The 14,419-nt window shown below is 45.4% G+C and carries 9 protein-coding genes; 5 read left to right on the top strand and 4 right to left on the bottom strand.

The genetic code is table 11. The annotated features are described in order from the left end of the window. The first annotated feature begins 11 nt into the window (after nucleotides 1–11). The 4 genes from AB4484_RS24395 to AB4484_RS24380 all read left to right on the top strand — a co-directional run bounded on the left by AB4484_RS24395 (nucleotide 12) and on the right by AB4484_RS24380 (nucleotide 6,948). Nucleotides 12–917: a metal ABC transporter solute-binding protein, Zn/Mn family gene (locus tag AB4484_RS24395; RefSeq protein WP_086967775.1), complete on the top strand. Its 906-nt coding sequence runs from the start codon at nucleotides 12–14 to the stop codon at nucleotides 915–917. Beyond that, nucleotides 917–1,711: a metal ABC transporter permease gene (locus tag AB4484_RS24390; RefSeq protein ID WP_372080799.1), complete on the top strand. Its 795-nt coding sequence runs from the start codon at nucleotides 917–919 to the stop codon at nucleotides 1,709–1,711. The genes AB4484_RS24395 and AB4484_RS24390 overlap by 1 nt, the downstream gene beginning before the upstream one ends. 221 nt (nucleotides 1,712–1,932) lie before the next feature. Then, a complete protein-coding gene (locus AB4484_RS24385; protein ID WP_372080798.1) occupies nucleotides 1,933–6,420 on the top strand; it encodes an SslE/AcfD family lipoprotein zinc metalloprotease in 4,488 nt (1,495 codons plus the stop codon). Between the two features lie 204 nt (nucleotides 6,421–6,624). Then, nucleotides 6,625–6,948, top strand: coding sequence for a DOPA 4,5-dioxygenase family protein (locus AB4484_RS24380; protein WP_372080797.1), 324 nt, complete (start codon nucleotides 6,625–6,627; stop codon nucleotides 6,946–6,948). A 165-nt stretch (nucleotides 6,949–7,113) separates the two neighbouring features. On the opposite strand, the gene fruA is transcribed toward AB4484_RS24380, so the two are convergent. The 3 genes from fruA to fruB are packed head-to-tail and all read right to left on the bottom strand — an operon-like array spanning nucleotide 7,114 to nucleotide 10,992. Further along, on the bottom strand, nucleotides 7,114–8,856 hold the full coding sequence (gene fruA / locus AB4484_RS24375; RefSeq protein ID WP_050712437.1) for a PTS fructose transporter subunit IIBC: 1,743 nt from the start codon (nucleotides 8,854–8,856) through the stop codon (nucleotides 7,114–7,116). Between the two features lie 15 nt (nucleotides 8,857–8,871). Continuing rightward, complete coding sequence (gene pfkB / locus AB4484_RS24370; protein WP_372080796.1) at nucleotides 8,872–9,849, bottom strand: 1-phosphofructokinase; 978 nt, start codon at nucleotides 9,847–9,849, stop codon at nucleotides 8,872–8,874. Nucleotides 9,850–9,858: 9 nt separating this feature from the next. Continuing rightward, nucleotides 9,859–10,992: a fused PTS fructose transporter subunit IIA/HPr protein gene (gene fruB / locus AB4484_RS24365; protein WP_372080795.1), complete on the bottom strand. Its 1,134-nt coding sequence runs from the start codon at nucleotides 10,990–10,992 to the stop codon at nucleotides 9,859–9,861. Nucleotides 10,993–11,355: 363 nt separating this feature from the next. Here fruB and cra point away from each other — a divergent pair, with 363 nt between their 5' ends. After that, the gene (gene cra, locus AB4484_RS24360; protein WP_102428344.1) at nucleotides 11,356–12,360 is read left to right on the top strand and encodes a catabolite repressor/activator; all 1,005 of its coding nucleotides are present in this window, start codon (nucleotides 11,356–11,358) and stop codon (nucleotides 12,358–12,360) included. A 101-nt stretch (nucleotides 12,361–12,461) separates the two neighbouring features. On the opposite strand, the gene AB4484_RS24355 is transcribed toward cra, so the two are convergent. Then, nucleotides 12,462–14,252: a protein kinase domain-containing protein gene (locus AB4484_RS24355; RefSeq protein ID WP_372080794.1), complete on the bottom strand. Its 1,791-nt coding sequence runs from the start codon at nucleotides 14,250–14,252 to the stop codon at nucleotides 12,462–12,464. Nucleotides 14,253–14,419 lie beyond the last annotated feature (167 nt).

The raw sequence follows: 14,419 nt of genomic DNA, 5'->3' as shown, positions 1-14,419 counted from the left end.
TCCAACTTACAATGGCAACAGGTGTTGCCATTGTATCTTCATCTATAATGGCATCTTCGCCTGCAATGGCGTTGAATATTTTCGTTTGTGAGCCTGAATGGCAAGCTCTTGTTCATAGTCACGCTCCTGATGCCAACATCTATTCGGCGACTACGGCTAAGCAAGACCCGCACTATGTTCAAGCAAGACCATCACTTATTGCCAAAATGCGTCAAGCAGATATGGCAATGTGTTCAGGGTCTGAATTAGAAGTAGGCTGGTTACCAATGCTGCAGGTACGCAGTGGTAATCCTGCGGTTCAAGATAGCGCGCCCACCATGTTATACGCGAGCGATATGGTAGGTATGCTTGATACCCATGATCATGTCGATCGAAGCATGGGAGACATCCATGCTCACGGAAACCCACATGTTCAGTTTGCTGCTGAATATATGATTCCTATATCGAGAGAGGTCACCAAGCGTTTACAACTGCTTGATCCTGACAATGCACATATCTACATGCGAAATGGCATGAAGTTTCGTGCCAACTGGCGTAATAAATTGGCAGAGTGGGAAACGAAAGCAGAGCCGTTACAAGGTAAAAAAGTGGTCGGTTATCATGCCACATATCGTTACCTCTTTGACTGGTTAGATATGGCGCAAATTGCTGATTTAGAACCTAAGCCTGGGATATCACCGACTACGTCGCATTTACAGTCATTGACCAAATTGGATCCTGCGTCGTTTGATGCGATTGTGTATTCATCACACCAAGACCAGCGTCCTGCTAATTGGCTTAACCAGCAAATCAACAAGCCTACGATACAGCTACCATTGACGGTTGCAGAAGGTCAGAGCCTTGACCAAATGTACGATCAAGTCATTGATGAGTTGCTGAGAACGCTCGTTAACCCAGAAACATCAACGAGATCGTAATGTTGAATGAATATGGTTGGCTAGCACCTGCGGTATTGTGTGGATTAATTGCATTAGTGGGCAACATCGTGCTTGGGGAGCAAGTCCTCAAGCGCCAGATCATCTTTATTGATCTCGCTGTCGCGCAAGTGGCTGCCCTTGGCGCCGCTTTGAGTCACTATTGGTTGAGCCGATATGCGCTGTTTAGCGGTTCTTGGTTTGCAGAGATGATTGGCCCATGGGTCATGTCATTGTTGCTGTGCGGATTAATTGCGTTAATGGAAAAGCGTTACAAACAACACTTAGAACCAATGATAGGAAGTCTGTTTGTGGTATCGGCTTCACTAGCGATTCTATTGGTCAGCAAAGATCCTCATGGCGCCTATTTTATTCAAGGCATTCTCAACGGGCAGCTGTTGTGGTCTACCTGGGATGACGTTTGGCCATTGGCAATAATCACAACCGCGATGTTGGTGTTGATTAGCGTAAAGCCTGAATTTATGCAGGGTAGTGGTTTTTATCTTATCTTCGCTATATTGATGCCGATCACCGTAAAGCTGACTGGGATATATTTGGAGTTTGCGTTACTGGTGATACCTGCGTTATGTGCAGCTGCGTATAAAGGCGTTCGCTTCTTTATCGCGAGTATTGGGATTGGCACTGTCGGTATTTTATCGGGCTTAGCGGTGTCGGCTTATTACGATTTGCCAAGTGGCGCCAGCATTGTCATCACGCTGTTTTTGATGGGGGTGATGTTTAATATTGTGATGCAGTTGCGCCGCTACTTACGTGATACCGAATTAGCTAAGAGCTAATGAGTAGAAACACCATATCTCAATCGAGATATGGTGTTTTTTCGTTTTAAGGTAAGGAGAGATTTTGCAATTGGAATGAGAGTCTCAATTATCTTTTTATTTATCTTATTCAATCGCTTATGAGTAATGGTCTTTGTGGTTAAGACAAAAAACAATAGTCATCGAGATGGAGTAAATCTATAAGATAACGGTCCATTTAAAATTACGACTAACTTCGCTCAATGAAAAAAAACTTAATTGCGTTGGCTATCATATCTGCGGCTCTTTCGGGGTGTAATCACGACTCACTAAGCTATAATGATGGCCCTGATACGGTTCCTCCAACAGACATTATTCCACCAACGGATATTCTTCCGCCGACAGATATTGTTCCACCAACGGATATCCTTCCGCCGACCGACATTATTCCACCAACAGATATTATTCCCCCAACAACTTACATCGGTTCACTGTTGTCGAGCGGGGCGTTTGTTTCTGGAGATGTGTACTGTGATGGCATTCATCTCGAAAACGGAACGTTCAGTGTAAAACAAGGCGTGAGTTTTAGTTGTACCTTGGGTCACCTTACTTTAGGTGACTTCACGGCTCCTTTCCCTGAAGTCACAGAAAGCACGATTTCAAATGATGCGCTTCATGCGGCATTTGAGTTGACAGAATTACATGGAGACAACGTTACCAAGGTACTCGAATCAATTGATGTTTGTGAGACTGAAAGTGCTATCTGTTTAAAAGAGCTGGATGCTTTTGATATTGAGGATGTGTTCTCGCAACTTGATGATCAAGATGCTGTCGATGCGTACTTTTCATCGAAAAAAGAAGAGTCTACAGATGAAGTAGGTAAGGCTCCTAGTTCACACGTAGACATAACTGTTGTTCCTGCGGTTGACCCTAATGCAGACAATAACCTTAACGCTGGTTTTGTTTCTGCAGACGCGGAGTCTACCTATGCTTATAAGCCAAGTGTTGAAGGCAAGGTGTTAACTCGCAGTAAGCTTACAGATGCTAATGGTACGCCGATTTCTGGGCTCAGTTTCTTTTCGGCTAACGCGACGGGCGTGACGGATGAAGAGGGAATCTTTGAGTACCTGTGGGGCGACAGAATCGTTTTTGGTATTGATACGTTTGAGTTTGGCTCCATTACGGGTAATCAGATTGCTTATAAATTGTCTGATGTGACCAATAATGTGGTTGAGAAAGCGAATATCCAGTCATTACTAGAGTGCTACGCGGTTGATCATGTAAGTTATTATGAGATATCTGAAGAAGTCCAAGATACCTTTTCAAAGTACCCTAACGTTATAAATGAACTGATCAACCTAAACCTACCAAATGGTGGGCTGATAGAGGGTACAGACTTCGAACTTCCTAATGAGTTTGTTGGTCAGTTTAGCCAAAGATTAACGGCAGTAATCGATGAGCAGCTGCGCCAAACGCCTCAGTTTATGGATTATGTTCGTCAACCTGACGTTTTATCTATGGATTCTGGTCAGTATGTTACGGAGTCTCTGCAGCAAATCTTCCACAATGTCACCACATTCCATGTTTTCAATGACAATGGTAGTTTTTACGGTGCGACAGGGTATACCCGTGGTATGCGAGCTCTGAACATATCGAACAGAGCCTTCCCTGTGATAATGCCAAGAACTGATAAAAACCGTGAGCTTTATTTTGGCGAGCAACAGGCTTGGACTCGTGAAGGTAAGCCTTACATCGCACAACACCCAAGCATCTCGATGCCTCCGATCCCTTTAGTCTCTGAAGACAACGCGACTTATGGATTTCCATTCGTTACAGCAGGCGAGATAGGCAAGGGTAAAGTCGTGTTCATGGGCAATGGCTTATATCCAAGTATTCTGTCATGCCCAGAAAATTATTGGGCGAATCGCACATTACACATCGATAGCAACAAACAGCAGTGCACTGTTTCGACGTTTGAAAACCTCCAGCATGATGACCAAGGCAGCATGAGGCTGTTTTTCTCGAACTTGTTTGAGTGGTTCAATAATGGTTTGCCTATTGCTGGGATGAATGCAGTCACCAATATTGACCAAGCCTATTCGGCTTATCACCACTCCACAATGGGTAAGCAGTACACGTTTTTTGTTAGTCCTCAGTATGGTTTTGCATCAGTAGAAAAGGGTGGTTCAGGTGACTTTGATGGGTTGAATACGAGCACTACGCCGATTTTGATCCTTCAGGCATACCCTCCTAAGTTGGTTCAAGATGGCATGACTAACCAGTTTGTTGCTGACTTGGATAACCCGAACTTAAGCCAAGACGATATTACGGCTCTTATTAACTATGTTAATGACGGTGGCAATATCTTGTTTATGGATGCGATTCAAACGACTAACCCAGAACCTATTGGGCGATTGGCGGATGCCGCAGGTGTCTCTCTTGGTGGTGAAAACGTTACGCCGACAAACCAAGCTTTCTGCGGTAGCTCTTATTACTGCCAAGCACCGTATCCAAATCTTCACGTGAAGAGCCAAAAGGAAATGGTAGTTCTTGAGCGTTTTCAAGATAACCAAGGAGAGCCTCCATTCACGGTAAATCAAGATGGTACGGTTGAGTGGATTAAAGATGAATCCAAAATCAAATTTGAAATCCCGACTTATGAGGTTGCTAAGTTAGACGCTGAAGGGAAGCCAGTGCTTGATACGTCTGGTGTAACAGTCATGGAGACAAAATATGCACGTATCTTTGTTGAATCCGCAGAAGAGCGTGAAGCAGCGATCAAAGAACTGCAATCGGCATTTGCTGCAACTGATCTTTGTACAAACGATTATGAATACGAATTTAACTGTATAGAGACTCGTTCTGGAGACGGAATTACTGTTCGTGGTGCTTATCATAGAGCCGATTTCGACCGCTATGAAGTAAGCAAAACCGTTGTCGACAGTATGGTGAAAGCAGCAAACTTGGGCACTAACTTTACAGCGCTTTACGAGCACGAGATTTACTATCGAACAAAAGGTATTCAAGGTAAGCGTCTGTCTAACAGCGAATTGAATCAAGCGTTTGATAACCTGTCTGTTTGGATGTGGAACGACAACGCATACCGTTTTGAAACAGGCATACAAGATGAGTTGGGGTTCAAGCAAGCTGTTCAGTTCCTTAACTGTTATACCGAAGGCTTACATCAAACAGACACAATTGATGCACAGTGTCCTGTTGACCTAAAAGCGTCGTTAGTCGCTAATGGAATGATTCATGGTGAAGGTGAGTTATCGGGACAGTTGAATCCGAGCTACCCATTAAATTACATGGAGAAACCTCTGACTCGTATCATGTTGGGGCGCTCATTCTGGGATCATGAAATCGTTGTCGATACCACAATGTATCCGGGTCGAACTTCGGGGGCATCCTCGTCAAGTACGGTAATGATTCAAACCAACGGTAAAGCAGTGACATATTCCGCAGGGAATAATCAATCTACAGGTCTGTGGGCACCTCAATTACAAGAAGTATCTATTGAAGACGGTGTGGTAGCTACGATTACCGTGATGATGGCGGATGATCTTACAGGTAAGCCGAATCACGAAACGAGTTTGAAACGCCCTCCACGTATGCAAACCAGCTTTGACTACAATGGCTCGAGATTAACTTTCAAAGCGCCTTATGGCGGCCTGATTTACATTAAACCGAAAGTAAAAGAGCTTGGTGAAGTTTCGTTTAGCATTAATGGCGCGTTAAAAGCGGCTTGGTGGAAAGAGGGGGAGTGGATTAACTCTATTCAATCGGCAGAGGCTCCAATTGCAGAAATCGATACGGGTTCATTTATTTATACGACCCCAATCAGGAATCTAGAATCCGCTGATTTGAACCAATTCGCAACTGATATGAATCGATTCGCTGAAGCGGCAAGTGACTTCTACGGGCGTGATGAGAAACAAAGCGATGGTTTACACCCTAGGTTTACTTATCCAGAACTGAAGGCGTTCCGCCATCGTTTTGTGAATGATGTGCAGATTTCGATTGGTGCGGCTCACTCTGGCTACCCAGTGATGAACTCAAGCTTTAATGCAAATCGAACATACATTCCAACTAACCCTGTGAACGACTGGCTGTTGTGGCATGAAGTGGGTCATAACTTAGCATCAGCTCCTTTCCTTGCGGCTGGTAGTACAGAAGTGACCAATAACCTTCTTGCGTTGTATATGCAAGAGTTAGAGGGGCGCAATGCAAACCCTGAAATGGATCGTATTAAATCGGATATTAAGAAAGCGCCTAAATGGCTGGAGCTTAATAATCAACATGCGTGGTCACATGGTGATGCAGGCTTACGATTAGTTATGTTTGGTCAGCTAAAAATCTGGGCAAAATCGAACTTTGCAATTGATGATTGGTATACACGCGGCGTAAGCCAATCTGATGTGTATGGTGAAGATGAAGGCTGGAATATGTTCAAACTTATGCACCGTAAAGCTCGAGGTGATACAGAGGGTGATGAGGTTGAAAACTATTGTAGTGCCAAAGAGACTGGGTTAACTGGTGGCGACTTAATGATGGTATGTAGCTCTTACGTTTCCAACTATGACTTAAGTGATTTCTTTGTTGCTTGGAACGTGGGCGAAACCTCAATGACTAATGCTGATGGCACGAAGTCTTATAGTGGAGGAATTAGCTCTAAAGGTCTTAGTGCGGTTGAGCAATTAAAACTAGAGAAACCAAAGAACAGTCCTTTGAATGTTGATTCAATTTACTAACGCTAATTATTGCTAAAGCATTTTATAGCTTAAAAACAAACGCCACACTTAAACTACGTGTGGCGTTTTTGTTGCAATGCTCTAGAAATTTCAGCTAGATCAGTCTTCTACATGATGTTTAATACTTCGGCTGCCATTGGTTGGCTGTCCTTGCTAGAGAAAGCAGGTTAAACTGTTCGCATCATAATTCTAAAGGATGGTGCCATGTACCACGGTCATATCTATTTCCCTCTGCGCTTTGCAGAGCAAGCAGAAACACTTCGTCAGAAAATTCTATCGGAACGTAAAGATGTATTAGAGACTTTCCCATTAATACAGCGCTTGGTTGGCCCACATAAGATGCCAATGTTTGAGATTCACTTTGCTAACAAAGAGTCGGGTATTGTTGAATGGCTTGAGCAAGAGCGCGGTGATATGTCGGTGCTTATTCACCCGGTAACTGGTGGTGAAGAAACTTTAGATCACACAGTACGTGCGACATGGCTTGGTCGTGAACTGGGTGTTTTTGTAGAAACGCTAAGTAGCTAATCAAATATACCAATATTGCACTTAACTCATTCCGACCGGAAAATATATGAACAATAAAAAGGCTCCTCAAATGAGGAGTCTTTGTTTTAAGAAGCCGTTTTACCAAGAAACCGGTTATCAAGAGCCTCTGGTTATCGGGCTGAGCCGTTAACCAGAGTAGGGGGATTAAGCCTCTGCTGTTGCCTTAGAATCGCTCATCTTTTTAAGAGCTGCGTAACCAAAGCCTGTTACTGCTGTACCTGCTGCAATCGCCACTAGGTACATAAGTACTGGAGAGATAGCGCCAGGAATCAGTAGTACGAATAGACCGCCGTGTGGAGCCATTAGCTGTGCACCAAACATCATTGATAGAGCGCCAGTTAGTGCGCCACCTGCCATACAAGCTGGGATAACACGCATTGGGTCTTTCGCTGCGAATGGAATCGCGCCTTCAGAGATGAAACATAGGCCAAGAACGAATGATGCTTTACCCGCTTCACGCTCGCCTGCTTCAAACTTGTCTTTCACTAGGAAAGTCGCAAGGCCCATACCTAGAGCTGGAACCATACCTGCTGCCATGATTGCTGCCATTGGTGCGTAAGTTTGCGAAGCCAATAGACCAACACCGAATGTGTAAGCTGCTTTGTTTACTGGACCACCAAGGTCGAAACACATCATTGCGCCTAGAATCACACCCAGAAGAATCGCATTAGACGTTCCCATGTTGTTTAGGAAAGTCGTCATTGCGCTCATCACGCCAGATACAGGGCCACCCACGATGTAAACCATCACAAGACCAGTGAACAAACTCGCAATAAACGGAATGATCAGAATCGGCTTGAGGGCTTCCATGGATTGTGGAAGTTGAACCTTGTCGGCAATGAATTTTGCTGCGTAACCTGCAATGAAGCCCGCTGCGATACCACCTAGGAAACCTGCACCTGTTGAGCTAGCCAGCATACCGCCGATTAGACCAGGAGCTAGACCCGGACGGTCAGCAATTGAGAATGCAATGAAACCAGCAAGAACAGGAATCATCAGTGCGAATGCAGAACCACCACCGATAGTCATCAGTGCTGCAGCCAGTGTGCCTTCTTCTTTAAACGCTTCGATACCGAATACGAAAGAGAGTGCAATGATCAAACCACCCGCAACAACTACTGGAAGCATGTGCGATACACCTGTCATTAGGTGCTTGTACACGCCTTTCTTCTCGTCAGCAGGTGCTGAATTTGCAGAAGCTGTGTGTTGGTATGGTTTAGCTTCTGCGAATGCTTTTTCCATCTCTTGCTTTGTTTTCTTCAAGGCAGGGCTTGTCGTTGTTTTGTAAAGCGCTTTGCCGTTAAAACGATCCAGTGGAACGTCGATGTCGGCTGCGATGATAACTAGATCAGCGTCTGCGATTTCTTGGTCTGTCAGTTGGTTTTTCGCACCTACAGAGCCGCGAGTTTCCACTTTGATTTGGTGACCTAGGCGTTTGCCTTCTGCTTCAAGCGCTTCAGCTGCCATAAAGGTGTGTGCAACACCAGTTGGGCAAGCAGTAATCGCGACGATCTTCTTGCTGCCTGTCGCTGGAGAAGTACCAGTAACTTCCACTGTAGTCTCAACTTGAGAAGCGTCTAATACCGTTGCTTCTGCTACCGCTTTCTCTAGGAATGCTTTTGCATCAGCAGTGCATTCAGAGATAGCCGCTTGGTACACTTTTTTACCGACAAAGCGCGCTTTATCAACGTTGGTGTTGGCTGCGATAACCACAACGTCGCTGCTGTCGATAGCGTCTTGCGATACGGTTGAGTCAGGTAGCACGCTTGATTGACATTCAATAGCGGCGTTCCAACCCAGTGCTTTTGTCGCTTGCTCTAACAAGCCTGCTGCGATGATGCTGTTTGCTACGCCACTAGGGCAAGCTGTGATAATGGTAATATTCATAATAAACCTTTTGTCCTATTTTCTTGTGTCTAACTGGCTAGTTGGAGCACTAAGCGACTGTAATTGGATATTTTGTAGTACTGAATACAGCTCTTGTTGGCTGGTGATGCCCACGCCTACCTGTGAAACTGCTAGAGCAGATAGGGCGGTTGCGAATTTAATAAGTTCTGGTTTTGGCATCTGTTGCATGTGACCCCAACATAGGCCTGCGACTAATGTGTCACCTGCACCTACTGTGCTCACCACTTGCATACGCGGCGGTTGAGCATGTAGCCATTCACCTTGGTTTAGCCACATCACGCCTTCTGCGCCAAGTGATACCACGATGTTATCGATGCCTTTTTCACTTAGGGCTTGGCCTGCGTGTTGGCATTGGTCACGTGTGGTGAGTTCTGCGTTGAACAGCTGAGAAAGCTCTTCATCGTTTGGTTTGATCAACCATGGTTGTGCATTGATACCCGCTTTAAGTGCGTCACGGCTGCTATCAAATAGCACCTTCTTACCTAAATCGTGTAAGCGTTGCACCCAAGAAGCGCAAAGCTCTGGCGATACGCCTTGTGGCAAGCTGCCTGCAATGACGAAGTAATCGTGCGTTTCAGCAAGTTCTAATAGGGTTTCTTCGAACGCTTTAATCGCTTCAGCGTCAACAGGAACACCTGGGAAGTTGATGTCGCTTACTTGGCCTGAATTCTCTACCAATTTCACGTTAATGCGAGTTGCGCCATCAACACGGATGAAGCGGTCCGTTGCGCCCATCTGTTCAAACAGTTGGCAGAACGCTTCTTCGTTATTGCGACCAAGGAAACCTGTTACGGTCATTTTCGCGCCAAGCTCTGAAAGTACTTTTGCTACGTTTACGCCTTTGCCTGCTGCGTGCAAAGAGCCTTTGTTTACTAGGCTCACTGAACCCACGTTAAGTGCGTCGATAGCGCCTGTCAGGTCTAGAGCAGGGTTAAGCGTTACGGTAACGGCTTTGATTTGTTTATCAGACATATCGACTCCTTAACCTTCGCCAAGGCCTGAAGCGATAGCTTTGCCAATCGATTCAAGTGCTTGTGTTGCGTCATCACCTTCAGCAACAAACTGAAGTTGGTGGCCGTGTTTAACGCCAAGCGCGATCACTTTCATCAAGCTCTTCGCGTTCACTTCTTTTCCGTCGCCATCTAGGTTTGACACGCGGATTGTTGATTCAAACTTCTTCGCTTCAGCGACTAGCATTGCACCCGGACGAGCGTGTAGGCCGTGTGCGTTTTTGATTTTGAATACTGCGCAGTTGTCATCGTCTTGAGAAGCTGTAGAAACCGCTTCACCTTTTAGAAGGCCGATTACTTGCTCTGCGTCAGCGGTTAACAGTTGTTGCTGTTTACCTTCGAAAACCATCTTGCTTAGGTTTGCTAGAATCGATTGGTGTGCGCTGTTGCAAGCTGCAAATGCCACCAATGCTTTCACTGGTGTGCCTTCGAATTCACAATGATTCGCTGTTGAAACGAAAGATACGCCAGTGCGAGTTACGCCTTTATCGCTGCCCAACAACCACAGGCCTTGGCCTAGGTGAGTCGGTGTTTTCGTTACTAGATCGGCAACGAATGCGTTGTCTGTGCAACCTGTGTTTTTAAGTAGGCCGCCCGCAACTGCAGACATTTGAATCATGTCGCTTGCAGGGAACAGTAGCTGAACTAAAGAAGCGTCTAGGTCGGCTTCTAGCTGAACTTCGCCGTTAAGTAGGGCGATGATTTCGTCTTCTGATTTCGCTTGCTTTAATTTCTCTTCAACACCGTCAGCCGCTAGAACTTTGGTCAGTTGCTTAAGAATGCCTAAGTGCTCGTCAGATTTAGCTGCAATACCAATCGCAACGTAAACACGGTTGCCGTCTGCCCAATCAATACCTTCAGGGAAGTGGTGTACTGCAACGCCTGTCTCTTTCACTAGGCCACGAGTATCCGTCGTTCCGTGAGGAATCGCGATGCCGTTACCTAGGAACGTAGAGTTCTGGTTTTCACGGTTCAGCATTCCTTCAACGTAACCAGAGTCAACTAAACCTTTCGCGGTTAGGTCGCCAGCAATGTTTTGGATTGCTTTGAATTTGTCTTCGGCAGCTTGGCCTAGAGTGATGTCAGATTTTGATAATTTAAGCATGGTGCCTCTTTAGCGTATCGCTTGAGAATTTGTGTATCGCTACGATTCAGTCTAGAGCAATATTTGCCCTTTGCTTTATGCTTGCTGAATCGGTTCAGCATTCAGTGTAAAAAAATTCAGCAAAGCCGATTTTGGTTTTCAAAATAGTTTTGCTGCGTGTCGTAACTCCAGTTTCGTTAACAACAAGAAGCTGAATCACGACAAATGACGCTCAATCCATTCAAAAGGATGATTGAAGTCACTTTTCAGATTTTGCTGAATCCTTTCAGCTTTTATACTGAATCGATTCAGCATATAATTCAACTAATCCAAGGATCAGAAGATTGGTTATATGATCCTACGCACAAAATACAGGTCACCCATATGACACTTGATGAAATTGCTAAATTGGCTGGAGTATCGAAAACCACGGCCAGTTATGTCATCAACGGCAAGGCGCAGAAATACAGAATCAGTGAAAAGACACAGCAGAAAGTAATGGCAGTGGTGGAAGAGTATAACTACCGACCAGACCATGCTGCTTCGTCGTTGCGCGCTGGTAATAGCCGTTCATTTGGTTTGATTATTCCTGATCTGGAAAACAGCAGTTACGCGCGTTTAGCAAAATTGATAGAGCAGAACTCACGTAAAGTGGGCTATCAAATTTTGATTGGTTGCTCAGATGATGACGCTGAAACCGAGCGAAAGGTCGCTGAAGCCTTGGTAAGCCGTCGTATTGATGCCTTGCTGGTGGCGAGCTCAATGCCAGACGCCAATGAGTTCTACTTGAAGTTGCAAAACTCAGGCACGCCAGTCATCGCGATTGACCGTCCGTTAGACGATGAACATTTTGCCTGTGTGATCAGTGAAGATTTCGAAGCTGCATTTGAACTGACGCATTCGATTCTTGATGACAGTATTCATAGTGTTGGTTTGATTGGTGCACTGCCTGATCTGAACATTTCACGTGAACGCCAGTTGGGTTTTGAAGCGGCGAATAAAGCACATACTCAACAAACAAGACTAACAGACAACAAGCCGATGGTTGTGGGTTATGGTGAGCACTTTGACCGAGAATCAGGGCGTGAGATTTTTGAGGGTTGGATTGCCAAAGGCACAGTGCCCGATGCGATTGTCACTATGTCTTACACCTTATTAGAAGGTGTACTGGATGTGATGGTCGAAAAGCCAGAACTGATCAGCCAAGTAAAGCTGGCAACCTTTGGTGATAATCGTTTATTGGATTTCTTACCTTTTAAAGTCCATTCACTGCCACAGCAATTCGAAGTGATTGCAGACAGCGCCTTTGCACTTGCTTTGAACGCGTCAGCTAAACGTTACCAAGCTGGTATTGAGCTAGTGCCAAGAAGTTTAGTAAAACGAGGCTAGCTCGAGCGTTACAATTATCTAGAACCCTCGCGTTTAGCTCGAACTTGGGTTTAACTCGAGCTTAGATTTAACCCGCACTTGGTTTTAATTCGAACCTGTAATTAACTAGAACTCAGCAATAAGCCCATTTCTACAATGGCAACAATGCCGAGCAACAAGGCCAACACTTTCCAAAACTGGATCGGGTTTCGGTTTATTAAAGGTTGCTTGGCTTTGCTTTTCACCAAGCTTTGGTTTGGTGTGTAAAGATCTGCTACAAAATCCCCCAACACTTGATGACGTTCGCTTGGTGATTCCGCGCAGGCTTTTTGTAACACCAAATCCACCCAACTGGGTAAGTCCGCTCGTTTCTGTGTGATGGGTTGGTATTCCCATTGATGGTGACGAGATTGTTTAAGCGATTGTGCTGTCATTTCAGAGTAGGGCAATCCACCGGTTAGCATCTCATAGCCGATCACGGCGATAGAGAACAGATCCGAGCTGGTGGTCGCGCTGTTGTGCTTGATGGTCTCGGGTGCAATGTAATTGACCGCGCCTAATGGAGTGTCGTCTTTGTCGGTGAGCTCTCCCTCTTCAAGGCCTCTCACTAATACCGCACCAAGGTCGATGATTTTTACCTCACCATCACGTTGAATCATGATGTTCTCGGGCTTTAAGTCTCGGTGCACCATGTCTGCACGTTGTAATACCCGAATGCCTTGTGTGATTTTTTCTAGTATGTCGCGTACTTCATTGAGTGGCGGTTTTGGATTGTCGTACATCCATTGTCTTAGCGTGATGCCTTCTACCCACTCACAGATTTGATATAAGAATTGCGAGTTCTCTGGCGTAGGGTAGACCTTCATTACCTTCTTATTGTTGAGCAAGATGCCAGCCCATTGTTCGTTGAAGAAAGTTCTTAGTTGGGCAGGACTATCGTGGTATTGAACCGAAGGCACTTTCAGCACGAACTCGGTCTGTGTCTCTTTTTGCATCACACGATACACATGGCTTCTAGATCCTGCATACAACACCTCAAGCACCATGAAGTTGTCGATACTTTGCCCGAGCTTTAAAGCGGGTGGGATTGCCCGTTTAGCCAGCTTCTCATGGAATTCAATCAGCGAAGGTTTAGGCAGATGGCTGACTTGCACAATCAAGCAGCTCACGTTGTCTGAGCTATTGTGGCTTAAAGCGGTGTTACAGATGGTTTGCGCTGCGTATTCGAAATCCGCTCCGGGTTTATCGATGTGTTCTTTGAAGGTGTTGGGAGAGACAAACTCATGCACGCCATCAGATGTCAGGATAAAGCAGTCGTTTTTCTTGATAGGCAAGGTTTGATAGTCAACGTTGAGTTGGTTGTCCATGCCTAAGGCGCGTGTTAAATAATGCTTTTGTCCCATAATTTTACGCGTGTGGTCGCGGGTCAGTTGGCGTAATTCACCATCTCTTAGTAAGTAAATGCGACTGTCGCCAACGTGGAAGATATGTGCGGTGTTTGATTTTAATATCACGCTGCTGAACGTCGAAACGAGGGCATTGTGGTTCACTTGTTGTGCGGGATGAATATTAGAAACAGACGTGTTGAAGAGCCAAGAATTGAGGGACGTTAAGACCTTTTGCGCCGAACGTTGAATACTCCAGCTTTGTGGCGTGGCGTAATAGTCGTCGATAAACTGCATCACGCTGGTGTGACTGGCTTTCTGGCCGTGTTCACTGCAACTCGCGCCGTCTGCTACGCAGGCAACACTGCCTTTTAACTCTTGTTCTGCACGAGTTTTGGGGTGTTTTACAATGATGGCATCTTGGTTTTCATCTCGTACGCCTTGATTCGAATAACCACCAAACTTAAGCGTTAACTGGTTGTTGGATTCTGGCGTGATGACTTGCCCTTGGCTGAATGAAATTGTCATAACTGGTCTTCTTCTTAACTGCTCTTCTTCCCGCTTCCTTGACAGAACATCCTAGGAAGAACAAAAGCCCTAGTGAACTTAGAGCCTTTGAACGAAGCACCTAGCATTGATGTATCCGCTAAGGTGCTTCTCCCGATTCAATAATATCAATGCTTCCTAGTACTGAG

It is taken from the genome of Vibrio sp. 10N.261.46.A3, from assembly GCF_041472995.1.
GTDB classification, from domain to species: domain Bacteria; phylum Pseudomonadota; class Gammaproteobacteria; order Enterobacterales; family Vibrionaceae; genus Vibrio; species Vibrio coralliirubri.
The sequence above is the reverse complement of the archived record's forward strand: the minus strand, read 5'-3'. Positions and strand labels throughout refer to the sequence as shown.